The organism is Pontibacter sp. GD13 (assembly GCF_058216355.1).
In genome coordinates this window covers 46,144-71,681 of the sequence record NZ_JBYZMQ010000011.1, presented here as the reverse complement: position 1 = coordinate 71,681, position 25,538 = coordinate 46,144, and the positions used below count along the sequence as shown (strand labels likewise).

Genomic DNA, 25,538 nt, shown 5'->3' with positions numbered 1-25,538 from the left:
CCACACTTGTTCATGCTTCAAACGCTATATATCGGGCATCTTGCGCATCAGTTTAGACTAGCTGCACTGCTACTGCTGCTGGCACTGTTTCTGGGCTCCTGCGGGGCGGGTAAAAATATCAGTAAAGGTGATAAGCGGTTTGAGCAGGAGCAGTATGAGCGGGCTATTCAGTACTATACCAAAGGACTCGAAAATGCAGCGAACCCAGGAGAGGTAAACTATAAAATCGCGGAAGCTTACCGCCTTTCTAACCGGTTGTCAGAAGCTGAGCCGTACTATAAGGCCGCCCTGGATGCCAACTTTCGAAAAGAAGATGGTTTTTTCTATTACGGACTGGCCCTGAAGGCGAACGGCAAGTATGACAAAGCACGCGGCCAGTTCCAGGACTATGTGAAGTTTGGCTCAAATCCTGGGTTAAAAGCAAGAGCTGCCCGTGAGATAGAGACCTTCAGCACCGTACAAAGTATACGTGATAAAGCGCCACGCTACGAGATACAAAACCTGGAAGCCCTGAACACCGAAGGGTCGGAGTTTGCGCCGTACGTGCTGAACAATGATCTGGTGTTCTCATCCACGCGCGGTGCAGGCAAAGTATACCTGGGCAACGGCGAAGGCTTTATAGACATTTTTGCCACACCACTTACAGACTCTGTTGCAGCGATAGGGCGTAACGTGCGCAAGTATGAGAACATTAATCTGGAGGGGATGCACGATGCGCTGCCGACCTTTACCGACGAGGGCCGCACCATGGTTTTCGCACGCAGCAACGAGGGCACCAAGAAAGGCCGCCAGAACGTGGACCTGTTCATCTCTTTCTTCCGGTCAGGTGCCTGGAGCGAGCCAAAGCCTTTGAGCATCAACGATACCCGCGCCTGGGATTCATCCCCGGCTTTCTCTCCGGATGGCAAAACTTTATACTTCTCCTCTGACCGCAAGGGAGGCCTGGGCGGGAATGACATCTACAAATCAACTATTGATGGAAACGGCCGCTTCTCTACTCCCGAAAATTTAGGTCCATCCATCAACACCGCAGGCAACGAAAGCTTTGTTTCGGTTGGTCCGGATGGTACGCTTTACATTGCTTCGGATGGTTTGCCTGGTTTAGGCAATCTGGATCTGTTTAAGATAGAAGATGGTAAGCCCGTTAACATGGGGCAGCCCATCAACTCACCCGGCGACGACTTTGGCATCTTTCTGCAAAACGAGAACAAAGGCTTCTTCTCTTCTAACCGGGAAGGCGGCAAAGGAGGAGACGACCTGTATGCCCTCTCCAAGTCTGCGCGCAAGCGGGTGAACTTCGTGTTGGATGGCATGCTTTTCCAGCTGCGCGAAGGGGCCAAGCAACGCGCAGCAGTGCCTAGCCATGAGGTAACCTTACAGGATGAGGCTGGTAACGCCATTCGTAGCACGAAAACAGGTGAAAATGGCCAGTTTACTTTTGCACTGGACACGGCCGCTACCTACTTTCTGATAGCCGAGAAACCCGGCTTTTTTACGGCCCGCCAGCGCATCAGCACGGTAGGTAAAATGCCCAGGCAGGAGGAGCTCACTGAGGAGGAGAACGAGGTGCGCCTGACGGCTACGCTAGTGCTGAACGAGATAGTGAAAGAAAAGGCCATAGTACTGGAGAACATCTTCTACGACTACGACAAAGCCGACATTCGGCCGGATGCAGCCCAGGAACTGGACAAACTGGTACAGGTACTCACCGATAACCCCGGCATTTCGATAGAGCTTAGCTCACACACCGATGCACGCGGCAGCGACGCCTATAACCAGGATCTGTCGCAGCGCCGTGCCGAGTCTGCCGTGGAGTATATCATCTCGAAAGGCATAGACCGCTCCCGCATTACGGCAAGGGGCTATGGCGAGAGCAGGCTAGTGGTTAAGAACGCCACCACCGAAGAAGAACATCAGCGCAACCGCCGCACCGAATTTAAAGTAGTGCGTATACAAGAGTAATCAGTGTAGCGCTACAAAAAGAGCCGCATAAGTTTATACTTGTGCGGCTCTTTTTGTTTCGGAAGTACCAGGTCCAACCACCCCTTCCCCTCCTTGAATAAGGAGGGGAACTTTATTTACCAAAGGCGCTTCTAATGCGCTGTAGTACTGACTCAAGGTGTTCGAATACTTCTTTATTCTCGAAGCGGAGCACTCTAATATTCAAGCTCTTTTTTCTCCTCTTCATTTAGTAGTAATAACTTGTTGTAGTTAAGTAAACGCAAAGAAGTATGATGAGTAGAAAAAACTCCCCTCCTTGGATAAGGAGGGGCGGGGGTGGTTGGACCCGGTGCCGCAAAACAACCCTGCCTATCCACTAGTCCTGCACATCCTGATTAAAAAAACCAAAGTTACCTCCCGAAACTATACTTTACACTTAAGCCAACATTGTTAAATCGGTTAAGCGGTACATCTTTAATTGGGTCGGTTTTATAGCCGGCGAAAGCGTGCCGGTAGTCCAGAGACAAGGTAACCGGCACTTTCGGGAATGTATACTCTATGCCAATGCTTGCTACGCCTATCAGGTTAGTGGCTAAAGGCTGTTGCTCTCCATAGCGGTTAAATTCAGTGCCTGTTACCCCAAGGCCGATGCCGGCATAAGGCCTCAGCCGGTTGGATGTAAGCAACTGCGGCTGCCATACATACTGTAAAGTCGCCTGATACCCTCTGTTGTAATTGGTAAATCCGACCTGTGCCTCCATAGCGGATTCTGGTTTGATAAAATGCTTTGCAGTAAGCGTAAGGTCAGTACCATATCTGCCGGAAGGTGAAAAACGTAAACCTACGGATGTCCTGTAAGGAGCCGTGGCTGTTGGTTTAGACGTAGGAACGGCATCCTGTGCTAAAACAGGCACAGCGAAAATAGCGAAGGCACCCAGCAGCGGGAGCAGCAGTTTGGTTTTCATAGTTATATGTAATTATGGTGATACATCTATACTCGAGACCCCGGCGCAGATGAAACCGTTGCAACTGGCATCAGAAATTATGCAGGAATGCATAATTAATAGCCGCTGCTGTCGCTATTGCCATTCCGTTTGTTAAATTTGTAAGCAAATCATCCACAGCTATGGAAGAAAATAGATATTTGCGCCGCGGCGTTTCTGCCTCTAAAGAAGATGTGCATAACGCCATCAAGAACATCGACAAAGGGCTTTTCCCGAAAGCGTTCTGCAAGATCATCCCCGATATACTTACTGGCGACCCTGACTACTGTGCCATCATGCACGCCGATGGGGCGGGTACTAAATCGTCGCTGGCTTACATGTACTGGAAAGAAACCGGAGACCTGGGCGTGTGGAGAGGTATAGCCCAGGATGCCGTAGTGATGAACACCGACGACCTGCTGTGTGTGGGGGCAACCGATAACATCCTGCTTTCCTCCACCATCGGTCGAAACAAAAACCTGATACCCGGCGAGGTGATTGCCGCCATTATCAACGGTACAGAAGAGGTGCTGCAGATGCTGCGCGAAAACGGCGTGGGCATTTACAGCACCGGCGGCGAGACAGCCGATGTAGGAGACCTGGTGCGCACCATTATCGTGGACAGCACCGTTACGGCCCGCATGCGTCGCGATGAGGTGATTTCCAACGACAACATTCAGCCCGGCGATGTGATCGTGGGGTTTGCCTCTTATGGGCAGGCTAAGTATGAAACAGAGTATAACGGCGGCATGGGCAGCAACGGCCTCACCTCGGCCCGCCACGATGTGTTCCATAAATACCTGGCGGCCTCCTACCCGGAGAGCTACGATCCGGAACTGCCCGCCGACCTGGTATATTCCGGCAGCCACAAGCTAACCGACCTGGATGAGGAAACCGGTATGGAAATAGGCAAACTGGTGCTTTCGCCAACCCGCACCTACGCACCCGTTGTGCTGGAGGTATTAAAGCAGCATCGCCAAAACATACATGGCATGGTGCACTGCAGCGGAGGCGCTCAAACCAAAGTGCTGCATTTCACTGATAAGGTGCACATCATCAAAGATAACCTGTTCCCGGTGCCGCCGCTGTTCCGCATTATACAGGAGCAGAGCCACACCGACTGGAAAGAGATGTACAAAGTCTTTAACATGGGCCATCGCCTGGAGATCTACCTGCCGGAGGAATACGCCCAAAGCCTGGTCGACATCTCAAAATCTTTTGGCGTGGAGGCGCAGATCATTGGCCGTGTAGAAGCAAGCGAACACAACGAACTTACTATTAAAAGCGATAAAGGCGAGTTCTACTACGCAGGGTAAGCAAAGTATAAACCTATACTTTTGAGTAGCCACAGGTGCAGAACCTGGGGCTGCTCTTTTTGTAGGGAATGTTGGGTACTATTCAAACAAAAGCAGACAAGCCTACAGGCAGGGTTAGCATAAGGCCGGGATTCAGGCCACTGTAGTTTATCACTTACTTTTAAAACACTGGCACAATAATTGAAATTCTCGGAAGTATAAGCAAAAACCTATACTTCGATGAAAAAGCTTCTACTTCCGCTTTTGCTTGTGCTGCTGACTGTGCCGGTGTTTGCACAAGCCTCTGTAATAACCTTCACCGCCGAGCGTGGTGAGGTGTTCCACATTCAACTAAACGACAGAACCGTTAACCACACCGCCTCTAACTTTGTGCGCATAGCGCCGGTAAGGCCGGGCAAGCATTATGTAGAGGTGAAGGTGAGAGCTCGCCATGGAGTATACACAATGGGGCAATGCATTGTGGTGCCCAATGGGGTAGAGGCAAACTATGCCGTGCGCACCGTAGGCAGAAGCGGCAAAGCGTACCTGCGCCTGATCAGCGAAGTGCCCTTAGCGCCTCTGGTACCAAGGCCACTGCCGCGCTTCCCAGACCGCTATGACGACCACGAACGCGACCACCGCTACGAGCCCGTGCCGCCACGCTACGATGACCGCTACCGAGGCGATTGCCGTAACCTGATGACAGCTCATGAAGTGGACCGCCTGATACAGACCATGCGCAGCCGCGACTTCGAGAGCACTAAACTAAGTATAGCCCGCGATGCCGTGCGCAGCAGCAGTATACTTGCCGATGACCTGAAGCGCGTGCTGCAGCAGTTCGACTATGAAACCACCCGGGTAGAGTTTGCCAAATACGCCTACGACTACCTCTGCGATAAAGAGCACTTCTACTACATCTACGACCTCTTCAAGTTTGATAGCAGTGTGCAGGAACTGGAGCGGTATAGTGGCAGGAGGTGAGGAGAGTTCTACTAATGATTGACCCACCCCTTACCCCTCCGAGGAGGGGAATCGTTCCTGGTATTTGAAATAAAGATGCAGCAAGGTGGCGTAAAATAAAGATGTTATTATGTAAATTCGTCTGCACTTGAATCCACAACTAGTATTTAGTCTTTATCAAAGTAGAATGGCACGAAATTCCCCTCCTCGGAGGGGTTAGGGGTGGGTTTTACAACTGCGAGTCTGTCTAAAACTAAAGAAGCCGCTTCCGGACTTATCCGAAAGCGGCTTCTTTGTCATATGAGCAGTAAGTATAATCACCCATCCGCTCATTTAAATTTAAAAAAACCTATCTCAACCTGTCCACCGACCTGACCAGGTCCTCATCGCGTTTGATGAAACGGTTGGCCAGGGCGTTAAGCAGCAGTGCCAGCATCGGCATATAGAAACCAGCCTGGTAGGCGCCGTTGTCATCAGCCTTTACCAGTTCTGCACCAACATAGGCCGCATAATAAAACGAAGTGCCCAACAGCGCTGCAAGCACCAACGTGTTCAGCAAACCCAGCTTCATTTGGTTCAGGCGGTTTTTAAACTGGAAGATCTCGTAAAGTGCCACAGCGCCTGCGGCAAGTGCCAGCAAACCAATCGCTACAGTGTTTTGTTGTGGAATAGTGCCGGGAGCGGAGTTCTCAGCTGTCGCATAGGATGTAATGTTCCAGGCTGTGAGCACCACCTCCTCGCCGGTTGTGGCGTCGGTCTTAGACCATAGCGGCAGAAACAGCATGGCAACCATTGCCAGCACCAGCAGGAACAGAAATACGGATTGAATTCTTTGTATCATAGAGTGGTTAATTTAACTTGCAATGAGATGCAAAATTAGACAAAGACCTGTAAACTAAAAAATAGATGTACACAGCATACATAGTTGATATTTTAAGAACACCGGTCGGCAAGTTCGGCGGTGCCCTGAGCACGGTGCGGCCCGATGATATGGCGGCCCTTGTGCTGAAGCAAATCGTGGCCCGTAACCCGAGCTTGGATCCTGCCCTGATTGAGGACGTGGTAATGGGGGCGGCTAACCAGGCAGGCGAGGATAACCGCAACGTGGCGCGTATGGCGCTGCTGCTGGCGGGGCTTCCGCAGGAGATTGGGGGCGTTACCGTGAACCGCCTGTGCGCATCCGGCTTGCAAGCCATCATCGACGCCTCCAGGGCCATCACTTCCGGCGACGGCGGGGTGTACCTGGCCGGGGGCGTGGAAAGTATGACACGCGCGCCTTTTGTGATGGCAAAATCCGAAACGGCGTTTGGGCGCACACCGGAAATATACGATACCACCATCGGCTGGCGCTTCACCAACGAAAAGCTGTCGAAACTGCACTACCCGTTTGCCATGGGTGAAACTGCCGAGAATGTAGCAGAGCACTACGGCATTTCACGTGAAACCCAGGACGAATTTGCGCATCAGTCACAGGTAAAGTATAAAGCCGCCGCCGAGGCGGGGAAGTTTAGAGATGAGATCGTGCCAGTGCATATTTCGCAGCGCAAGGGTGAGGATATCGTGTTCGACACAGACGAGCATCCTCGCCTTTCATCAGTAGAGAAGCTGGCAAGCCTGAATCCGGCTTTCAAAAAAGGAGGCTCTGTAACGGCTGGTAACTCGTCAGGCATAAACGACGGTGCTGCCATTTCCATTGTTGTGAGTGAGGAAATGCTGAAGCGCTACAACCTGACACCCATGGCGCGCGTGGTGTCGGCTGCCGTAGCCGGCGTAGATCCGGCGCACATGGGCATGGGGCCGGTGCCAGCCACGCAGAAGGCGCTGAAGCGTGCCGGACTAAGTATAAATGACATTGGGCTGGCAGAAATTAACGAGGCTTTCGCATCGCAGGCTGTGGCTTGCGTACAGCAGCTGGATATCAATCCGGATATCGTGAACGTGAACGGAGGTTCTATCGCCATTGGCCATCCACTCGGAGCCAGCGGCACACGCATCTCTGCTACCCTGCTGCACGAAATGAAACGACGCAGCGAGGTGAAGTATGGCCTGGCCACCATGTGCGTTGGGGTAGGCCAGGGAGTAGCCGTTATCTACGAGAAAGTATAATTTATACTTTGCAGCGTTAAAGAGGTAACTTAATATATTTTAAAAAGCCCGCTCTACGGCCGTAGAGCGGGCTTTTTGCTTTTCTGGTAAACTTGCCCACCACAATGTAGCCCCACTATATAGCTTTTGGCATTCACTTTGCATTACAGTAGTAGAACCTAAACACTAAGGATATGAAAAAGTTACTCACTTTCGCGATCATGTTGTCTTTTGCCTTTACGGGCCGCGCCGCGCTGGCAGATGGGCATGGGCATAACAATGGCAAAGGCAAAGCAAAGGGCAAGCCTTCTTTTGTAGATGAGAAACACCGCGCCCACGCCGATTGGAAAAAAGAGAAAGCATATGATAAGGAGCAAAAGAAATACGCCAAGAAGCACGACGACTGCAAAAACCATGAGGACGGCACCTGGAGCAGACGCGACGAAGAGAGAAGAAGTGAGGATGGGCGCTGGGAGAAACGACGTGAGGAGGACCGTAGAAGAGAGGACCGCAGCAGAAACGGATCCCGGTCAGTAGGTGATATTATTTTAGGCGGCGTTAGAAACGGGCAAACCGGATCTAACTAATATAAAGTATAAACGCGTGTATTCGTAAAGCGTAACAAATTAGCCCATTGCCTGCCCGAAAAGGCAGCAGCACTTTACGGCGTCTACTTTAGCAATTGCTACCAACATCCCCGCACAGGCGCTAAGCCCGTGCGGGGATTTTTTATACCTTTGCCCCATGCGGTACTTTTTAGAAATAGCTTACGACGGCTCTCGTTTCCATGGCTGGCAGGTGCAGCCCAACGCCCTGTCGGTGCAGGAGCTGCTGGAAGACTGCCTTAGCAAAGTGCTGCGCGAGCCGATCAGTACCACAGGCAGCGGGCGCACCGACACCGGCGTGCACGCCAGCCAGCAGTTCGTGCATTTCGATACTGCGCAGCAACTGGATGTGGCGCATGTCCTGTACCGCATGAGCCGTATCCTGCCAAACGATGTGGCGGCCCTGAACTTATACCCGGTGTCAGACCAGGCGCATGCCCGCTTTGATGCCCTGGCCCGCACCTACCACTACCACATCACCCTGCGCGCCAATCCCTTTAAAAGACACTATGCCTGGTGCCACAGCCGCCCCCTGGATGTAGGAAAGATGAACGAAGCCGCGGCCATACTTTTAAAGCACGAGGATTTTATTACCTTCAGCAAAGTGAAAGGCGACACCAGGCATTACCGCTGCGCCATGTACGAAGCAGCCTGGCAGCAACAGGGCGAGGAGCTGATCTTCACTATCCGGGCGAACCGCTTCCTGCGCGGCATGGTGCGGCTGGTGGTGGGCACACTCGTGGATGTGGGCCGTGGCAAATTAACAGTTGCGGCTTTCGAGGAGATCATAGCCAGCCAAAACAGGAGTAGGGCAAGTGGGGCAGCACCCGCCGAGGGCCTTTTTCTAGCCAAAGTAGCGTACCCGGAGCACATTTTAAAGAGCACGACTCAAACAAAACTATAGATCTATGCAATTGGAAGAAGACCATCAGGGGCCGCATTTAAACGGTAAGCACCTGCGGCCAGAAAGTTTAATGATGAGCTACGGGTATAATCCCGAGTGGTCAGAAATGGCCGTGAAAGCCCCGATTTATCAAACATCCACCTTTGTTTTTAAGAATGCCGAGGAGGGCAAAGCCTTTTTTGAACTGGCCTATGGCCTGCGTGAGAAAGGCGCCGAAGAGCAGCTGGGCCTGATCTACAGTCGCCTGAATAACCCTGATCTGGAAATACTGGAGAACCGCCTCCGCCTTTGGGACGGCGCCGAAGACGCCGCCGTTTTCGCCAGTGGCATGGCTGCCATCAGCACCACGCTGCTTGCCCTGCTGAAGCCTGGCGATGTGATCCTGCACAGCGAGCCGATCTACGGCGGCTCCGATTATTACATCAAAAACATACTGCCCAAGTTCGGCATCCAGAGTATGGGCTTTCAGGCAAGCGCTACCGCCGAAGAGGTTTCCAGGCAACTGGATGATTCTGGCCTGGGCGATAAACTGGCCATGGTCTACGTAGAAACGCCGGCAAACCCAACCAACCACCTGGTTGACATTGAAGCCTGTGTGGCACTGGCCAGGAAACACAGTACAGTCGATAAAAAAGTGGTTGTAGCCATAGACAATACCTTTCTGGGGCCGGTTTTCTCGCACCCCCTCAAGCATGGCGCCGACCTGGTGCTGTATTCCGCCACCAAATACATCGGCGGCCACTCCGACCTGATCGCAGGTGCCTGCGTGGGCGCGGCCCCTCTGATGAAAGCGATAAAGGGCATGCGCACGTTCGCTGGTTCTATGGCCAGCCCCTGGACGGGCTGGATGCTGATGCGCAGCCTGGAGACACTGAAGATACGGATGGAAGCGCAAGCCAAAGGCGCTGAGACTGTGGCAGCGTATTTAAAGCAGCATCCGAAAGTGGAGAAGATCTACTACCTGGGCGATTTGCAGGACAACCCGCAGCAGCAGGCCATCTACGACAAGCAGTGCACAGCCGCCGGCTCTATGATCTCCTTCGACCTGAAAGGCGGCGAAAAGGAAGCCTTTAAATTCCTGAACAGCCTGCGCTTAATCAAACTGGCCGTAAGCCTGGGCGGCACCGAGTCGCTGGCCGAGCACCCCGCCTCCATGACCCACTCCGACATCTGCCTGGCCGACCGCGCCAAGATGGGCATCGGCGAAGGCATGGTGAGGATATCCGTAGGCCTAGAGCACCCCGATGATATTATCTCGGATATAGCGCAGGCCCTGGCGGAAGTGTAAACCACTGGCACCGTCTTGAAGGGGCTGGCATCGGTTTGGTGCCGGCCCTTTTGCTTTTGAAAGTCAGCCGCAACCAACCTGGCACTTCCTTGTTGAAAGCGAGGAGTGAACCTGCCACACCTGCTATCATTTTCAAATTTCATGATTAACGAGGCTGAGCTGACGCATAAACCCCAATCCTGTGGTATAGAGAGCTCCGTCAGGAAGGCAGGCAGTAAAATCCGGAGTGTTGGCTGGCAAGTATAAATCTTTCGGGCACCCAAAGCCGCTTGCCTATAAATCCTTAAAATCCTGATCCAAAACCATTAACTTTACAACCGGTTTAGCATAGGTGTACGTACAGAAGAGACTGTTTCGTGGCGTATACACCTGCAAACCAGTTAAAACCTTACACAAACGTTGGAAGACAAACAGCAAGCCCCCGGTAAAGTATTTGATTCAGACGTGCTGAAGCGGCTCTTCACGTTTGTGAAGCCGTATGTGCGGATATTCTACTTTATCATTTTCCTGACCTTCGCTTCGGCCATACTTGCAGCCCTGCGCCCTTTCCTCATCCAGTACACCGTAGACCAGGAAATACTGCAGAACGACTGGGAAGGTCTCAATAAGATGTTCGTGATCCTGGGCATCCTTTTGGTCGTGCATGCCATTGTGCAATACCTGCATACCTACTTTGCCGGCTGGCTCGGGCAGCACGTGGTGCGCGATATCCGCATCAAACTTTACCGCCACATCCTGGACCTGCGCCTCAAGTTCTTTGACCGCACCCCCATCGGCACCCTGGTTACCCGCAACGTGTCGGATGTGGAAACGCTTTCCGACGTGTTCAGCGAGGGCCTGGCTGCCATGATCGGTGATATCCTGCAGCTGGTGTTTATTGTGGGCTTCATGTTTTACATTGATTGGGAGCTGGCACTGGTCAGCCTTTCCACCTTTCCGATCATGATCATCAGCACCTACATTTTTAAAGAGAAGATAAAGGATACCTTTCAGGAGGTGCGAACGGCGGTGGCCCGTTTGAACTCTTTTGTGCAGGAGCACATCACGGGCATGAGCATCGTGCAGATATTTAACAACGAGAAGCGCGAGCTGGATAAGTTCAAGGCCATTAACAAAGAGCATACCCGCGCCAACATTCGCTCGGTGCTCTACTATTCGGTTTACTTCCCGGTGGCCGAGATCATTGGTGCGGCCGGGCTCGGCCTGCTGGTGTGGTATGGGGCCCATGGCGTGATAGACGACGAAACATCGTTGGGTACGCTGATGGCCTTTATACTTTATATCCAGATGTTCTTCAGGCCCATACGCATGATCGCGGACCGGTTCAACACCCTGCAGCTGGGGGTGGTGAGCACCGAGCGCCTCATGAAACTACTGGATAGCACCGAGCTGATAGCCGATACCGGAAACTATGCCCCGGAGAGGATAAAAGGCAACGTGACCTTTGAGAACGTGTGGTTTGCTTACAATGATGAGGAGTGGGTATTGCGTGATATCTCGTTTAAAGTGAAAGCCGGCGAAACCGTTGCTTTTGTCGGGGCCACAGGTGCCGGAAAAACCTCGGTGATCAACCTGCTCAACCGCTTCTACGAGATCAACAAGGGGCATATCATCGTGGATGGCCATGACCTGAAAGAGTATGACCTGAGCGTGCTGCGCCACCACATCGGGGTGGTGTTGCAGGATGTGTTTCTATTCTCCGGCACCATAGCCGACAACATTAGCCTGGGTAACCAAAGCATTACCGAGGAGCAGATGTGGCAGGCCGCCGACCTGGTAGGGGCGCGCAAGTTCATTGAGCGTTTGCCGGGCGGGCTGCACTACAAAGTAATGGAGCGGGGCGCCACTTTATCGGTGGGCCAGCGGCAGCTTATTTCCTTTGTGCGCGCCATGGTGTACAACCCCGAGATCATCATCCTGGATGAGGCCACCTCCAGCGTAGACTCCGAAACCGAGGAGCTGATTCAGTACGCCATCGATCAGCTGATGCAGGGTCGTACCTCCATCGTGATCGCGCACCGCTTGTCCACCATCCAAAAGGCAGACAAGATCATTGTGCTGGACCGGGGCGAACTGAAAGAGATGGGCAACCATGAGGAACTGCTGGAGCATAACGGCTACTATGCGCAGTTGTATCACATGCAGTACAAGAACATGATCGATTTATGAAAAAACTTTTCTATGTAATGGCTGGCTTAGCCATTATCCTGCTGGTGCTTTATACCTATATCGGAGGATTTACGGCGCCGGAGGTGCGCATGGCAACATCGCAGACCATGTATGTGGCGGGGCAACCTTTTATGGGCTCCGTGGAAGATGAAGCCATGGGTAAGGCATTTCAGCGGGCAGCCGAGGTGCTCGATAAGAAAGAACTGGCAGGCATGCTGGGCAACATTTACTACAACGACCCCGACAAGAGCGGCGACAGCATCCGGGCGTTTATTGGCGTTATAGTGCCGGACTCTTCAGTAGCGCTGCCTGCCGGCTTTACTTTGCGCACGGTGCCCGGAGGCAAAAAGGTGGTACACGCCGAAGTAAACGCACATGTAACCGTTTCGCCAAAAAAGTTGTACGCGGCCGCCTTCGACTATGCCAAGGAGGAGCAACTGCAGCTGCAGGACTTTTACGTAGAGTGGTTTCCTGAAAATGACAAGGGAGTGCTGGAAGTACCTGTAAAACAATAGTAAGCAGGCTTGTAAGTATACAAAAACACCATATATCCGACGAAGGGCACTTGTGCTTTCCGCCTGTAAACCATACCGCTAACATTTTGGGTAAGAAAGCAGAGGCTAAAAAAGAGCTGATCCTGGAGGCAGCAAAGTCAGTTTTTGGCAGGGTAGGGTATAGCAAAGCCACGCTTGACGACATTGCGCATGCCATCGGCTTGAAAAAGCCCACGCTGTATTACTATTACAAAAGCAAGGAAGGGCTATTTATCGAGGCCTTCTCGCAGGAGTGGAAAGAGAGCCTATCGCGGATAAAGCGTATTGCCGAGCAGGAAGCCGACCCGCACGAGCGCCTGCTGTTATACATCCGCTCTTCGTTGCGCTACTACCAGGAAATCGTAACGCACCACACCATCTCCATAAAAGTGCTCATCGAAACACGCACTCTATTCCTGGAGCTCTTTCGCGAATCGAGGGCAAAGGAAACCAACTATTACGCTACAGTGCTGAAAGAGGGAATCGCCAACGGTACTTTTGCTGCGTGCGAGGCAGAGCGGGTGGGGTACTCGATCATGGTCGTAAAAGACCTGATCCAGTTTGATGAGTTTCAGCGGGCAGACTTCCATCAACTGCCCACCATCGACTTTGAAAAGATAGAGCGCGACGTGCTGTTTACGGTTAACCTGATCCTGAACGGGATCACGCTTAAAGGCGACTCCGCTTAAAGGGGGCATATTTAATCCAACCTATTCCGCAACAGGCCGCACAGCAGCGTTGTGTCGCTGCGCACTGAGCTGGCCAGTAGCAATGAGAATGGTATTAAAGCGTGGCTTTGTACTGATCCAGCTTGGCTTTTAGCGCGTCTACGTCTGCATGGTGCCCACGGGCTACCTCCGCGGCATCCAGCTCTTGCAGCATGTCCTTCATCTGGTTAAGGTAGGCGGTCTTGCTTTTTTTCAGGCAGCCCTTGTGATGGTCGTGGCAGGAGCCGTCGGCGTTCATGGGCTTAAACATACTGCCCTCGCCGTAAATGAGCCACTGCGAATTAAGCTCCTTAAAGTTCTGCACAATAGCTACCAGGTCGTCGAGTAAGTAATTCTGGCCCGAAATGATGTTCGCCAGGGTGGTTTCATCGCTTCCGGTCATGGACTTGAGTTGCTCCATGTCCAGTTCTTTAAGGTTGGTATAAAACCTGAATCTTTTACCGATTTGCTGTAAGTCGATGGCCATAAACAGAAAAATTAGGGTTGTAAAATTTGCTATACGTTGGTATAACAGTATCCGACCTAAAAAAATCCCACATTCTATAATTGGCAGGCAAATACAACCTATAGCAGGGCAAACAGGCGTAAAACCTGGGTAAGGCTACAGGCTGTCTTCAGATTGCAACTGGCGCTCATACAGTACTTTGTACAAGCCTGCCTCGGCTATCAGCTCCTCGTGCGTACCATGTTGCACAATCTCCCCGTCGTCTAAAACCAGGATCCTGTCGGCCAGCTTTACCGACGATACCCGGTGCGAGATGATGATGGAGGTGCGGTTGGCCATGATACGGCGCAGGCTGTTGAGGATGGCGTTCTCGGTTTTGGTGTCCACGGCAGACAGCGAGTCATCCAGGATAAGGATGCTGGGCTCCCGCACCAGGGCGCGGGCAATGGACACGCGCTGTTTCTGGCCACCCGACAGGGTAATGCCGCGTTCGCCGAGCTTGGTCTCAAACTTCTCCGGGAAGCGCACAATGTTCTCATACACATCCGCATCGCGGGTAGACTGCACCATCTGCTCTTCGGTTATACTTGGCAGACCAAAACCGATGTTGTTGCTGATGGTATCAGAGAACAGGAACACATCCTGCGGCACGTACCCGATCTGGCTGCGCAGGCTTTCCAGGTTATAGTCGCGCACATCCACCCCGTCAATTAGGATGCGCCCCCCCGTTACATCGTACATGCGTGGCAGCAGGGTGGCGATGGTGCTTTTGCCAGAGCCGGTGTTACCGATAATGGCCAGTGTTTCGCCGTGTCTGATGTCAAACGACACGTCGCGCAGGGCATGGATATTGGTGTGCGGGTACACCAGGTCCACGTGCTCGAAACGGATGTCGCCCTGGATTGGCTTGCTCACGTTTTTACGGGAAACGATGTCGTTTTTGGTGTGCAGGAACTCGTTTATCCGCTCCTGGGAGGCGGCTGCGCGCTGCACCAGGCTGGCTGTCCATCCCAGCGAGGTAACAGGCCAGGTAAGCATGTTCACATAAATAATGAACTCGGCGATGTTGCCGGTGGTAATGCTGCCGTTGATCACCTCCTGGCCGCCAATGTAAATCGTGATAATGGTGCTCAGCCCCACCAAAAAAAGCACCAACGGGAAGAACAGGGAGTTCACAAAGTTCAGCTCCAGCGATTTGTCTTTGTACACATTGCTGGCGGTGGTAAAGTTGTTGTGCGAGTTCGCTTCGCGCACAAAAGACTTTAGAACCCGGATGCCCGAGAAGGCTTCCTGCACAAATGTGTTAATCCCTGACAGGCTTCGCTGTATCTCATCGGACTTGCGCTGGATGATGTTGTTGACGTAATAAATGCTGATGGCTAGTATGGGCAAAGGAATCAGGGTGTACAGCGTGAGTTTCACGTTTACCGACAGCATATACGGGATAACCATCAGAAACAGCACAACCAGGTTGATGCCGTACATGATGGCCGGGCCGACATACATGCGCACGCGGCTTACGTCCTCCGAGATGCGTGCCATCAGGTCGCCGGTGTTGTTTCTGCGGTAAAAGCTGAGGGGAAGGCTCTGGTAATGCTCGTAGATCTCGTTCTTCAGGTCGTTCTCTATCAGGCGGCTCATCACGATAATGGTCTGGCGCACAAAAAACAGGAACACGCCCCGCAGCAGCGCCATGAGCAGGATCACGACGCCGTAAACCAGAATGCTGTTGGCGAAAGTGTCGTAGACAAGCTCCTGCTGCTCCATCCCTTTGTAGAGTCCGTGCAGGTTAATGCCCTCTTTGATCAGGTTAAAGGCGTGCCGGACTACCTGGGCAGGCAATATCTGGAAGAAGTTGGAGACAACGGTAAACACAATGCCCAGCAAAAGCCGGTACTTATACTTGAGCAGATATTTATTTAAATAGCGTAACGATTTCACAGCAAATATTTAGAACCCCTAGGCATTTACGTAGACGAACAAAGTACAAATTGAATTAATCAAAAAAAGAATTAATTTTGTGGCGCGAAAAGGGGCGGCCTCGCTTGCCTCGTTCACACAAAGATAGAATAACCCTTAATCAATTACCTAAATGGTCGAATTAAAAGAAGTAGAACTGAAGGATAAGTCGGTCTTCGGTCAGATATCAGAACACAATCATGAGAAGGTTGTTTTCTGCCATGACAAGGAAACCGGCTTAAAAGCCATCATCGGCATTCACAACACGGTATTGGGCCCTGCTTTGGGTGGAACGCGTATGTGGTCTTATGCTTCTGAGGCAGAGGCGCTTGACGATGTGCTGCGCCTTTCCAGGGGTATGACTTATAAGGCTGCTATCTCTGGCTTAAACCTGGGTGGCGGTAAGGCTGTGATTATTGGTGACGCGAAGAAAGACAAGAACGAGGCGCTGCTGCGCAAGTTCGGCCGTTTTATCAAGAACCTGAACGGGGCTTATATCACAGCCGAGGATGTGGGCATGACCACAAAAGACATGGAGTACATCCACATGGAAACCGAGCACGTGGCTGGTCTTCCGGAGGCGATGGGCGGTAGCGGAGACCCTTCTCCGGTAACGGCTTACGGTACGTACATGGGCATGAAGGCCGCCGCTAAAAAAGCGTTTGGCTCTGATTCGCTGGAAGGTAAGAAAATATCTGTGCAGGGCGTGGGCCATGTGGGAGGTTACCTGGTAGAGCTGCTGGCAAAAGAGAAAGCGCAGATCTTTATCACGGATATATACGAAGACCGCTTACGCGAGGTGTCTGATAAATACAGCGCCAAAGTAGTGAGCATGGATGAGATCTACGACCTGGATGTGGACATCTACTCTCCGTGCGCGCTGGGCGGCACCGTAAACGACAGCACCATCAACCGCCTGAAGTGCCAGGTAATTGCGGGCTGCGCCAACAACCAGCTGCGCGACGAGAAGATACACGGGCCGGCGCTTATCGAGCGTGGCATTGTGTACGCCCCGGACTTCCTGATAAACGCAGGCGGCCTGATTAATGTGTACTCCGAGCTGATCGGCTACAACCGTGAGAGCGCCTATGCCCAGACGGAGCGTATCTACGGCTATACACTGGATATTTTTGAACTGGCCGAGAAAGAAGGCATCCATAACCAGGCTGCCGCCATGAAAATGGCTGAGAAGCGCATTCAGAGCATTGGCCAGGTTCGCTCTACCTTTTAGGAACGATACACACCACGGAAACCGTTAAAGACAAAAGTGCTGCACTAACCTGTGGCACTTTTGCTTTGCACGGATTGCTGCCAAAAGGAACTATATGCGTTATGCTTTGCATTCTGCCTTATAGTTTTAGCAGGCTGCCCGCCACAAGGGCAGCGTTTATATTTTGAGTGCCCGGCACGGGAATACATCGTTACACATACACGTTCTTTACATTAAGATTATGCTCAACCGCAGAACACTACGAATCAAGGCAATGCAAGCAATCTATGCCTACCAGCAAGCCGAAGGTTCAGATTATCTGCTGGCATTAGACCAGATTAGCGAGGATTTCGCCCCGGACCTGAACTCGATGGAGGTACAGGACAAGAAGATGCTGGAGGGAAGAAAGCAAATTGCGCAAATCCTGTTTAAGGAGTGGTACCAAACGCGCCAGTTCGAAACAGAGGAAGCTGACAAAGAAATACTCGATGCGGTTAACAGGGCCATCGGTTACTATAATAACCTTGTTAAAAAAGATTACAAGCATTACAGCACCCTGATGCTAAGCGCCGTTGAGCGTGTTTATGACCATTACCTGGGCACCCTTCAGATTCTGGAAGTTCTGGTGAGCCTGGTAGAGGAGGAGGAAGAGAAAAAGGAAAAGCGCTTTACGGCTGCCACAGGCCCGGATGTGAAAAGTTTCCTGAACAACCGCGTGGTGCACCGCCTGCTTCAGAACGAGTCCTATAAGCAAGCCATTATTCGCCGCAACATCAGCTGGGGATCCGATATCAGCGAGATTCGGGCCGTTTACAAAAACACTCTGAAGCAGGACGAGGCATTTCTGACCTACCTGGCCCTGCCTTCCCCCACACTGGAGGAGGACGCTGATATAGTGAAACATATTTTCAAAAACATTATCTTTAAAGAAAAAAACTTACAATCTTTGTTTGAAGAGCAGGATCTGAACTGGGTAGAAAACAAGGCTATCGTTAAGAGCCTTGTTAACAAGACAGTAAAGATTTACGGCGAGGAGACTGAGGAAGAGCCCGTATTGCTGGACCTGTCAGCCAACTGGGAAGATGACAAGACATTCTTTGAGGAGCTTTTTCACCAGACGCTGCAAGATGATGAGAAATACGAGGCGATGATCGCTGCCAGCGTGCAAAACTGGGATGTGGAACGCGTGGCACTTCTGGATAAGATATTGCTAAAGATGGCGCTCTGCGAGATGCACATCTTCGGTAGCATACCGGTTAAGGTTACCATCAACGAATATATCGAAATATCAAAACTTTACAGCACGCCTAAAAGTAAGCAGTTTATCAATGGCGTGCTGGATAAAATGGCCCAGGAGCTAACTACCAAAGGCGATATCCGCAAGTCGGGCCGTGGCTTGATCGATAACAAGTAAAGGAGAATACACGGGTTAGCCTAAAAGGCTGTAAGGCCGTAAGAAGAAGAAAATTTTGTCCGCGATTTATTAGATATAGACTATGAGTAAGAAAACGAGCAACTTACTTTTCTTTGTAACGGGAGTGGCCGTGGGTGGTGCCTTTGGTATTCTGTTCGCCCCTGAGAAAGGGAGGGAAACCCGCAACTGGCTAAGCTATCGTCTGGAAAGGTACCGCGATACGCTGGCCGATCTGTTGGAACAACTTGTGGCAAAAGGCGACAACCTGCCTTCGAGCGCCAAGTCAGAAGGGCAGCGCGTTATACAGGATGCCAAAGATAAAGCTGAGAAGCTGTTAGGTGATGTCGATTCACTGATCAACGAAATTAATAGCCGGAAAGAACTATAAGTATGAGACAAGTAACCCTCATCCCGGGAGATGGGATAGGACCTGAGATTACGAATGCTGTAAAAGCTATTTTTGAAGCGGCCAGCGTACCCATTGCGTGGGAGGAAGAAAATGCCGGGCAGACGACTTTTGATGCCATGGGCGAACTGATTCCACAAACGCTGATAGCCTCTCTCAATAAGAACCGCGTCGCGCTGAAAGGCCCGATCACCACACCTGTGGGCAAAGGGTTCAAAAGCGTGAATGTGCAGTTGCGCCAGAAGTTTGACCTGTATGCCAACGTGCGGCCTGCCAAAACCACCAAGGGCATAAAAACGCGCTTCGATAACGTGAATTCGGTGCTTTTCCGCGAGAACACAGAAGGCCTGTACTCTGGGCTGGAAATGTGGGATGAGCGCCTGCAGATATCTGATTCTGTAGCGCGTCTCACGCGGACAGGGTGCCAGAAGATCATTCGTGCCGCGTTTGAATACGCCAACAAGCACCAGTGCAAAAAGGTGACCGCCGTGCACAAAGCCAATATCCTGAAAAGCGCGGGGGCATTGTTCCTGGGCGTGTTTCAGGACATCGCGAAGGATTACCCGCACATCCAGGCCGATGACAAGATCATCGACAACATGTGCATGCAGTTGGTGGCTAAGCCAGAGCAGTTCGACGTGATCGTGACCACTAACCTATTCGGCGATATTCTGTCGGACCTGTGCGCCGGTCTGGTGGGCGGGCTTGGGGTTGTAGCCGGAGCCAATATTGGCGATGAGATGGCCATTTTTGAAGCCGTTCATGGGTCTGCCCCGGATATTGCGGGCAAAGGTATTGCTAATCCAACCGCACTGCTGCGCTCTGCGATCATGATGCTGCACCACCTGGAGCTGGAAGACGAGGCAAGCCGCATTGAGGCAGCCCTGGAAGCCACGCTGGCGAACCCACAGGAATGCACCGGTGACCTGGGCGGCAAAGCCAACACCAAGGAATTTGCCCAGAACATCATTTCAAAACTTTAAACAGATAACCCTTTTCTGATATGAAAAAGAACCTAATTCTAGCAGCAGGCCTTGCTGTGACTATTTTTGCAGCAGGCTGCGATAACAACACGACAACTGATACTGTAACGGAGAACGAAATGGCTGCCGAAACGGCGGTTCAGCCCGTGGCAAACCCCAACGTAGCCTCTACCGAGGAAGTGATTGCACCAGAAAACGCGCCTGTAATCTCATTTTCCGAAACAACATATGATTTTGGCACCATTAAGCAGGGCGAGATTGTAGAGCATACCTTTAATTTTACCAATACCGGTAAATCGCCTTTGATAATTGAAAGTGCTACTGCCTCTTGTGGCTGTACAGTGCCTGAGCCGCCAAAAGAGCCTATCGCACCAGGCCAAAGCAGCCAGATAAATGTGCAGTTTAACAGTACGGGCAAAGTAGGGCAGCAATCTCCTATGATCACAGTGCGCGCTAACACAGTGCCCAACATTACCCAGGTATCCCTGAAAGGCACAGTTGAGCCAAACAACGTGCCAGCAGCCGGAGCAGACGGACCGGTAAAAAGAAACTAAGCTTTATAAACCGAAGCTTTAAAACAAAGAGAGTTCACACCCATGCAAACCATTTTCCTACAAGCCGCCCCAGATGGAGGAATGCTGCCACAGCTTCTGATGTTTGGTGCAATCATTCTTGTCTTCTATTTCTTTATGATTAGGCCACAGCAGAAGAAAGCGCGTGATCAGAAGAATTTCCGTGACGAATTGTCGAAAGGCATGCATGTTATTACCATTGGCGGATTGCATGGTAAGTTAATAGACGTAGCAGAGAATACTGTGCTAGTAGAAGTAGACAAAGGCATCAGGCTTACTTTTGATAAATCTGCTATTTCGATGGAAGCCACTGCTAAAGCGCAAAAAGTTTAGAAGCATTGCCGTTTGAGAGCGTCAGAAATATAGTTTTATGGTTTGCAAAGCCATTTAGGCCGCAGACAAAGCAGTACTGGAGGGTAGTACTGCTTTGTTTTGTGGCGGCTTCTACCTTTTGGCTACTTAATGCGCTAAACAAAAGCTACTCTACCCAAACCACATACCCTGTCAGGTTTGTGTTTAACGAACGGGAACTGGTGCCTGTTAAACCCCTGCCAGAAGAAGTGGTGATAAACGTGACCGGAAAAGGATGGAAACTGCTCCGCAAATCGCTAAGAGTGGAGGTGCAGCCAGCGGAAATCTACATCCGCAACCTGCCACGCAACAATTACCTGCTGGGCTCAGCCCTGCGCCCAGCCCTGGTAAACGCACTCGATGGCTTGCAGTTGAACTTTGTGGTGACAGACACGCTGTACTTTAACTTTAACGAGCGCGTTTCCCGCACCATTGCGCTAAAACTAAACCCGGCGCAAAAGATCACCGACAACAACCACGCCGTGACCGGCCCGGTACGCATTACACCTGATTCTGTTACGCTTGTTGGTCCATCCTCGATGGTTGACAGTTTGCCTAACCCCTTGTTGCTTCAATTACCGGAGCAGCGGTTAACGGAATCCGCCAAGCTAACTGTACCCATAGCCTACGATAATAAATCGTTTGTGAAAGCCAGCGTTAAGGAAGCCCAGGTAAGCCTGAATATCCGCAACCTGGTACAGGAAGAGCGGCAGATTATACCGGAGGTGGTGAATGCCCCTAAAGACAAGTCCTTGACTATTCGGCCTCCCTACGTGCTGGTGCGGTATCAGCTGCTGGAAGATTCTGTAGCAAGTCTGAACAGGGAGAACTTTAAGGCAATCCTGAATTACAAGCGCTACAATAGCCAGGACTCAACACTAGTGCCAGAACTGGTGCAAAAGCCCACCGGCGTTCGCAATGTTACCCTGTGGCCGGAGCGTATAAAGGCCGTGGTCGAATAGCCATGCTCAAGGTAGGAATAACCGGCGGGATAGGTGTTGGCAAAACAGTTGTCTGCCGCATGTTTAAACTGCTGGGCATCCCTGTGTACGACTCGGACGGAAGAGCGAAATGGGTGATGCGCCACGATGAAACGCTGCGGCAGGAATTGCTTAAAGCGTATGGCGCCGCAGCATTTACAGAGGCAGGTGATCTGGACAGAGTCTACCTGGCCCAAATTGTTTTCAACAATCCCCAACAACTAGCGCGGCTCAACGAACTCGTGCATCCGCATGTCCGCAACGATTTTATAGTTTGGGTAGCTGCGCAGGCTGGTAAACCCTATGTCGTAAAGGAGGCGGCGCTGCTGTATGAATCTGAGGCCTGGAAGCAGATGGACCAGATCGTGGCTGTGTATGCCCCACTGGAGGTACGCATGCGGCGCCTGCTGCTCCGCGATACCCACCGCACGGAAGAAGAGATCAAAACGATCATAGAAAAGCAGCTGAGTGAGGAGGAGAAGATGCAACGTGCCGATCATGTGATTTATAACAACGAACAGCAGCTGGTTATCCCGCAGGTGCTACGCTTGCACCAACTGTTCCTTTCGCTGGCGTAAGGGTAACTATCAACGCAAATGAACTGACTGCTGCCTGTTGGCATCAATCAAATGGCACACCCGGCACATACAGAAGCCCATACTAGAAGCTGAGCTTCATCGTTTTGCAAACAGAACATGCTGCTGAATCAACTTGAAAAGACAAAGGAGATTGGAAAAGAGGGAGGATGGTTTCGGAAAGTATGGATATAAAAAAAGGACAACTTTTGAGTTGTCCTTTTGTGGGGCGTACTGGATTCGAACCAGTGACCCCCTGCTTGTAAGGCAGGTGCTCTGAACCAGCTGAGCTAACACCCCTTATTTGTTGCTTAGAGACCTTTTGTCCCTGTTTGATGATGCAAATATGCGGGATATTTTTGATACTGCAAAACATTTGGAAAAAAAATGTAAAATTTTTTTTCTTGCCATTGTACCGCTTGTGCGCGTGTTATTACTACAGTACCTTTAGCTTTTGTAAGAGGCTAGAAATCTGAACTTTCGGAAGGTGAAGAAAAGAGTTGTTAAAAAAATACTATTTTATGCAGCTTTCGGTTTGCTAGCCGTGGTAGGCGTAGCCTTGGGCTTAACTTATGCTTACCAGGATAAGATCATCGCGTTATTTGTTGCAGAAGCCAATAAGCACATCAAGACAAAGGTAGAAGTGGCAACTATTTCGCTCTCCCTTTTCGATAAGTTTCCGCAGATAGCGGTGTCGCTAGACCAGGTGAACGTATTGGAAGCAGTGGAGGCAAGTGAGGAGTCTTTGCTGAAGGCCCAGAAACTATACTTCACGTTCAGTGTGCTGGATATATTGCGCGGGAAATACCGTGTGAAACAGTTGTTTGTTGAGCAAGGCGAGATTTATGTAAAGGTATTCCCCGACGGTAAGGTAAACTACCAGGTTTTTGCCTCCGACACGACCAAAACCCCTGAAGAGGAATTATCATTCGATCTGGAGCAGATCACCCTGACAGCGGTGGGTGTGCACTACATTGACCAGCACTTAAAACAATCCTACGAAATAGACGCCCACCAACTGGAGGCAGCCTTGTCAGTTTCAGATGAACTGGTGGCCGTAGAAACAAAGGGGAGCGCCACCATAAACACCATTAAAATTGGCACCGGCGAATACTTTAAGAACAAGAATGTCAACCTGGCAACGGCTTTACGCATCGACCGACAAAAACAGACAGTCCAATTACAACCTTCGGTCATAGCAGTAGAGAAGGCTGCCTATAAAGTGGCAGGCTCTGTTGCTTACGCAGGCCCGGTTTCGCTGGACCTGACGCTTGCCGGGCAAAACACGGATGTGCAGTCGCTGCTCTCTTTATTGCCGCAGTCCGTGAGCAGTGCCTATGCCATGTATAGAAGTGAGGGCAATGTATACTTTAATGGCACGGTAAAAGGGAGTTTTTCAGCGCACACGAATCCGGAGATCGTGTTTGATTTCGGGGCGAACAAGGCGTCTTTCTTCCATCCGGATGTAAAGCAGCGGGTTGAGAAAATTGAGCTGAAAGGTAGTTTCACCAATGGGAGCAAGCAGAATGCCTCCACTTCGGTGCTGGAGTTAAAGGAATTGTCGGGGGTGCTGAACGGGCGCCCCTTTAAAGGCACCCTGAAGTACAGCAACTTTAACAACCCGGATATTGCCTTTAGCATGAAAGGCATGCTGGACGTAGGCTATGTGCTGGACCTTGCCAAACTGCAGCAGGTGCGCAGTGGCAGTGGGCTTGCAGATGTGCATATTGCTTTCGCTGGCAACCTGAACGAATTTAAATCGCGCCCGGGCAACAGCACCCTGTCTACTTCCGGAGATATCACCCTGCACAAGGTCTCATTGGCCTTGCAGGAGATGCCACTGCCCCTGACCAACCTGAGCGGCAACTTCATGTTCAAGAAGAACGATGTGGCTGTATCGGACCTGAGGGGGAACCTGGGCGAATCGGACTTCGTGATAAACGGCATGTTTAAGAATGTGATGGCCTGGCTCCTGCTTGATAAACAGCGGCTGCTGGTAGAGGCTGATTTCAATAGCAATTACCTTAACTGCGACCAACTGTTAAGCGAGCAACTCAACACACCAGAAGCTGCCCGGAGTAGCAAAGGCGACGGGTATAAGTTTATCGTCTCACCGAACATTGCCTTTAACCTGAGCGCTACTATCAACAGGGTAAAATTCCGACGTTTCAGGGCCAAAGAAGTGAAGGGGGAGATCACGCTAAAAAACCAGGTTATAGCATCGCCTAATGTATCGTTTAATGCCATTGGCGGAAACTTTGCGGTGCGGGGCAGCCTGGATGCGCGCAACCGGGAACATATAAAGGCAAGCACCGCCACCCGGTTGAATAACATGAACGTGGACAGCCTCTTTTACGTGTTCGAAAACTTTCACCAGGATTTTATCAGGGACAACCACCTGAAGGGGCAGTTAACCGCCGATATCGTGTCGGAGGTGTATTTCGATAGCCAGCTTAACCCCAAAACCGACCTGTTGCAGGCCGAGATCATGGCAACCGTGCGTAACGGGCAACTCATCAACTTTGAGCCCATGCAGAAAATGTCGGCCTTTGTAAGGCGCTCGGAGCTGGCTAACATGCGTTTTGCCGAGCTGCATAACAGCTTTTGGATACAGCAGCGCACCATTTACATCCCCGAAATGGATATCCGCTCCAGCTTGTCGGCAGTGCCTACGGTGTCTGTCTCCGGTACCCACACGTTTGACCAGCGGATGGATTACAAAATAAAACTACCCCTGTTCGGTAGCCGCCGCCCAGACAAGGATGCCGTTTACGGGGTTGTGGCAGAAGATGCCAATGCCGGCAACAGCAGCTTGTTTCTAACCCTTAAGGGGAACGAAAGCGACTTTAAACTGGCCTACGACAACGAACGCGTGCGTCAGAAAATAAAAACGGACCTAAAGCAGGAGGGGCAAGAACTGAAGGACTTGCTAAAAGGCAATAAGCCCATGAATAAGGAGAAGAAGGTGGAACTGCAGGAAGGCGAATATTTTGACTTTGATTAAAAAGCGGTTTTGTACACCTGGTGTTATTGCTCCCCCTGATAAAGTACACTTTTAAGAAAATAATTTAGGAAGGGCGTATAAAAAAAATACCATTCATTGTTAACGGAAGATATAGGTGCTTTCACCGGTTAAAATAGCCTATACAACG

The 25,538-nt window shown here is 51.2% G+C and carries 23 protein-coding genes and 1 tRNA gene; 19 read left to right on the top strand and 5 right to left on the bottom strand.

Annotation, left to right across the window (positions count from 1 at the left end):
* The first annotated feature begins 12 nt into the window (after window positions 1-12).
* A complete protein-coding gene (locus AC4BAN_RS14490; protein ID WP_490565127.1) occupies window positions 13-1,962 on the top strand; it encodes a CHU_0125 family OmpA-like outer membrane integrity protein in 1,950 nt (649 codons plus the stop codon).
* Between the two features lie 389 nt (window positions 1,963-2,351).
* Here the strand turns inward: AC4BAN_RS14490 and AC4BAN_RS14485 are convergent, their stop codons facing one another.
* Window positions 2,352-2,906, bottom strand: a complete 555-nt coding sequence (locus tag AC4BAN_RS14485) for a hypothetical protein (RefSeq protein WP_490565126.1) — start codon at window positions 2,904-2,906, stop codon at window positions 2,352-2,354.
* A 161-nt stretch (window positions 2,907-3,067) separates the two neighbouring features.
* Between AC4BAN_RS14485 and AC4BAN_RS14480 the strand changes: the two genes are divergently transcribed.
* Together AC4BAN_RS14480 and AC4BAN_RS14475 are read left to right on the top strand one after the other, a co-directional pair.
* Complete coding sequence (locus AC4BAN_RS14480; protein ID WP_490565125.1) at window positions 3,068-4,240, top strand: AIR synthase related protein; 1,173 nt, start codon at window positions 3,068-3,070, stop codon at window positions 4,238-4,240.
* A 219-nt stretch (window positions 4,241-4,459) separates the two neighbouring features.
* Window positions 4,460-5,200 carry a proline and serine-rich protein 1 family protein gene (locus AC4BAN_RS14475; RefSeq protein ID WP_490565124.1) on the top strand — a complete coding sequence of 247 codons (741 nt, stop codon included), beginning with the start codon at window positions 4,460-4,462 and terminating at the stop codon, window positions 5,198-5,200.
* Window positions 5,201-5,528: 328 nt separating this feature from the next.
* Here the strand turns inward: AC4BAN_RS14475 and AC4BAN_RS14470 are convergent, their stop codons facing one another.
* Window positions 5,529-6,020 carry a DUF4293 domain-containing protein gene (locus tag AC4BAN_RS14470; protein ID WP_490565123.1) on the bottom strand — a complete coding sequence of 164 codons (492 nt, stop codon included), beginning with the start codon at window positions 6,018-6,020 and terminating at the stop codon, window positions 5,529-5,531.
* A 65-nt stretch (window positions 6,021-6,085) separates the two neighbouring features.
* Here AC4BAN_RS14470 and AC4BAN_RS14465 point away from each other — a divergent pair, with 65 nt between their 5' ends.
* From AC4BAN_RS14465 to AC4BAN_RS14435, 7 genes are all read left to right on the top strand, one after another.
* Complete coding sequence (locus AC4BAN_RS14465; RefSeq protein WP_490565122.1) at window positions 6,086-7,285, top strand: thiolase family protein; 1,200 nt, start codon at window positions 6,086-6,088, stop codon at window positions 7,283-7,285.
* A gap of 173 nt (window positions 7,286-7,458) precedes the next feature.
* Window positions 7,459-7,851 carry a hypothetical protein gene (locus AC4BAN_RS14460; protein WP_490565121.1) on the top strand — a complete coding sequence of 131 codons (393 nt, stop codon included), beginning with the start codon at window positions 7,459-7,461 and terminating at the stop codon, window positions 7,849-7,851.
* Between the two features lie 157 nt (window positions 7,852-8,008).
* Window positions 8,009-8,773, top strand: coding sequence for a tRNA pseudouridine(38-40) synthase TruA (truA, locus tag AC4BAN_RS14455; protein ID WP_490565120.1), 765 nt, complete (start codon window positions 8,009-8,011; stop codon window positions 8,771-8,773).
* Window positions 8,774-8,777: 4 nt separating this feature from the next.
* Window positions 8,778-10,061: a cystathionine gamma-synthase family protein gene (locus tag AC4BAN_RS14450; protein WP_490565119.1), complete on the top strand. Its 1,284-nt coding sequence runs from the start codon at window positions 8,778-8,780 to the stop codon at window positions 10,059-10,061.
* A 399-nt stretch (window positions 10,062-10,460) separates the two neighbouring features.
* A complete protein-coding gene (locus tag AC4BAN_RS14445) occupies window positions 10,461-12,230 on the top strand; it encodes an ABC transporter ATP-binding protein (RefSeq protein ID WP_490565118.1) in 1,770 nt (589 codons plus the stop codon).
* A complete protein-coding gene (locus tag AC4BAN_RS14440; RefSeq protein WP_490565117.1) occupies window positions 12,227-12,745 on the top strand; it encodes a GyrI-like domain-containing protein in 519 nt (172 codons plus the stop codon). The genes AC4BAN_RS14445 and AC4BAN_RS14440 overlap by 4 nt, the downstream gene beginning before the upstream one ends.
* A gap of 86 nt (window positions 12,746-12,831) precedes the next feature.
* Window positions 12,832-13,452: a TetR/AcrR family transcriptional regulator gene (locus AC4BAN_RS14435; protein WP_490565116.1), complete on the top strand. Its 621-nt coding sequence runs from the start codon at window positions 12,832-12,834 to the stop codon at window positions 13,450-13,452.
* Window positions 13,453-13,546: 94 nt separating this feature from the next.
* On the opposite strand, the gene AC4BAN_RS14430 is transcribed toward AC4BAN_RS14435, so the two are convergent.
* Window positions 13,547-13,957: a hypothetical protein gene (locus AC4BAN_RS14430; protein WP_490565115.1), complete on the bottom strand. Its 411-nt coding sequence runs from the start codon at window positions 13,955-13,957 to the stop codon at window positions 13,547-13,549.
* A gap of 135 nt (window positions 13,958-14,092) precedes the next feature.
* Window positions 14,093-15,877: an ABC transporter ATP-binding protein gene (locus AC4BAN_RS14425; protein WP_490565114.1), complete on the bottom strand. Its 1,785-nt coding sequence runs from the start codon at window positions 15,875-15,877 to the stop codon at window positions 14,093-14,095.
* A 151-nt stretch (window positions 15,878-16,028) separates the two neighbouring features.
* Between AC4BAN_RS14425 and AC4BAN_RS14420 the strand changes: the two genes are divergently transcribed.
* From AC4BAN_RS14420 to coaE, 8 genes are all read left to right on the top strand, one after another.
* Window positions 16,029-17,126, top strand: coding sequence for a Glu/Leu/Phe/Val family dehydrogenase (locus AC4BAN_RS14420; protein ID WP_490565113.1), 1,098 nt, complete (start codon window positions 16,029-16,031; stop codon window positions 17,124-17,126).
* A 253-nt stretch (window positions 17,127-17,379) separates the two neighbouring features.
* Complete coding sequence (nusB, locus tag AC4BAN_RS14415; RefSeq protein ID WP_490565112.1) at window positions 17,380-18,519, top strand: transcription antitermination factor NusB; 1,140 nt, start codon at window positions 17,380-17,382, stop codon at window positions 18,517-18,519.
* An 82-nt stretch (window positions 18,520-18,601) separates the two neighbouring features.
* Window positions 18,602-18,907, top strand: a complete 306-nt coding sequence (locus AC4BAN_RS14410) for a YtxH domain-containing protein (protein ID WP_490565111.1) — start codon at window positions 18,602-18,604, stop codon at window positions 18,905-18,907.
* Between the two features lie 2 nt (window positions 18,908-18,909).
* Entirely contained in the window at window positions 18,910-19,908 is a 999-nt protein-coding gene (locus AC4BAN_RS14405; RefSeq protein WP_490565110.1) for an isocitrate/isopropylmalate dehydrogenase family protein, read from the top strand.
* 20 nt (window positions 19,909-19,928) lie between these two features.
* A complete protein-coding gene (locus AC4BAN_RS14400) occupies window positions 19,929-20,462 on the top strand; it encodes a DUF1573 domain-containing protein (RefSeq protein ID WP_490565109.1) in 534 nt (177 codons plus the stop codon).
* A 42-nt stretch (window positions 20,463-20,504) separates the two neighbouring features.
* The gene (gene yajC, locus AC4BAN_RS14395; RefSeq protein ID WP_490565108.1) at window positions 20,505-20,813 is read left to right on the top strand and encodes a preprotein translocase subunit YajC; all 309 of its coding nucleotides are present in this window, start codon (window positions 20,505-20,507) and stop codon (window positions 20,811-20,813) included.
* Window positions 20,814-20,992: 179 nt separating this feature from the next.
* Entirely contained in the window at window positions 20,993-21,793 is an 801-nt protein-coding gene (locus AC4BAN_RS14390; RefSeq protein ID WP_490565107.1) for a YbbR-like domain-containing protein, read from the top strand.
* Between the two features lie 2 nt (window positions 21,794-21,795).
* Complete coding sequence (coaE, locus tag AC4BAN_RS14385; protein WP_490565106.1) at window positions 21,796-22,389, top strand: dephospho-CoA kinase; 594 nt, start codon at window positions 21,796-21,798, stop codon at window positions 22,387-22,389.
* Window positions 22,390-22,611: 222 nt separating this feature from the next.
* On the opposite strand, the gene AC4BAN_RS14380 is transcribed toward coaE, so the two are convergent.
* Window positions 22,612-22,686: transfer RNA gene (locus AC4BAN_RS14380), tRNA-Val, on the bottom strand.
* A 187-nt stretch (window positions 22,687-22,873) separates the two neighbouring features.
* Here AC4BAN_RS14380 and AC4BAN_RS14375 point away from each other — a divergent pair.
* Window positions 22,874-25,390 (top strand): AsmA-like C-terminal region-containing protein, encoded by a 2,517-nt coding sequence (locus AC4BAN_RS14375; RefSeq protein ID WP_490565105.1) that lies wholly within the window; start codon window positions 22,874-22,876, stop codon window positions 25,388-25,390.
* The last annotated feature ends 148 nt before the right edge of the window (window positions 25,391-25,538 follow it).

Bases quoted from the DNA above. Each gene is read 5' to 3' on its own strand.
- nusB (WP_490565112.1), top strand. From the start codon at position 17,380: ATGCAAGCAATCTATGCCTACCAGCAAGCCGAAGGTTCAGATTATCTG.
- AC4BAN_RS14480 (WP_490565125.1), top strand. From the start codon at position 3,068: ATGGAAGAAAATAGATATTTGCGCCGCGGCGTTTCTGCCTCTAAAGAA.
- AC4BAN_RS14420 (WP_490565113.1), top strand. From the start codon at position 16,029: ATGGTCGAATTAAAAGAAGTAGAACTGAAGGATAAGTCGGTCTTCGGT.
- AC4BAN_RS14465 (WP_490565122.1), top strand. From the start codon at position 6,086: ATGTACACAGCATACATAGTTGATATTTTAAGAACACCGGTCGGCAAG.
- coaE (WP_490565106.1), top strand. From the start codon at position 21,796: ATGCTCAAGGTAGGAATAACCGGCGGGATAGGTGTTGGCAAAACAGTT.
- yajC (WP_490565108.1), top strand. From the start codon at position 20,505: ATGCAAACCATTTTCCTACAAGCCGCCCCAGATGGAGGAATGCTGCCA.
- truA (WP_490565120.1), top strand. From the start codon at position 8,009: ATGCGGTACTTTTTAGAAATAGCTTACGACGGCTCTCGTTTCCATGGC.
- AC4BAN_RS14470 (WP_490565123.1), bottom strand. From the start codon at position 6,020: ATGATACAAAGAATTCAATCCGTATTTCTGTTCCTGCTGGTGCTGGCA.
- AC4BAN_RS14450 (WP_490565119.1), top strand. From the start codon at position 8,778: ATGCAATTGGAAGAAGACCATCAGGGGCCGCATTTAAACGGTAAGCAC.
- AC4BAN_RS14490 (WP_490565127.1), top strand. From the start codon at position 13: ATGCTTCAAACGCTATATATCGGGCATCTTGCGCATCAGTTTAGACTA.
- AC4BAN_RS14400 (WP_490565109.1), top strand. From the start codon at position 19,929: ATGAAAAAGAACCTAATTCTAGCAGCAGGCCTTGCTGTGACTATTTTT.
- AC4BAN_RS14410 (WP_490565111.1), top strand. From the start codon at position 18,602: ATGAGTAAGAAAACGAGCAACTTACTTTTCTTTGTAACGGGAGTGGCC.
- AC4BAN_RS14460 (WP_490565121.1), top strand. From the start codon at position 7,459: ATGAAAAAGTTACTCACTTTCGCGATCATGTTGTCTTTTGCCTTTACG.
- AC4BAN_RS14405 (WP_490565110.1), top strand. From the start codon at position 18,910: ATGAGACAAGTAACCCTCATCCCGGGAGATGGGATAGGACCTGAGATT.
- AC4BAN_RS14430 (WP_490565115.1), bottom strand. From the start codon at position 13,957: ATGGCCATCGACTTACAGCAAATCGGTAAAAGATTCAGGTTTTATACC.
- AC4BAN_RS14485 (WP_490565126.1), bottom strand. From the start codon at position 2,906: ATGAAAACCAAACTGCTGCTCCCGCTGCTGGGTGCCTTCGCTATTTTC.
- AC4BAN_RS14440 (WP_490565117.1), top strand. From the start codon at position 12,227: ATGAAAAAACTTTTCTATGTAATGGCTGGCTTAGCCATTATCCTGCTG.
- AC4BAN_RS14475 (WP_490565124.1), top strand. From the start codon at position 4,460: ATGAAAAAGCTTCTACTTCCGCTTTTGCTTGTGCTGCTGACTGTGCCG.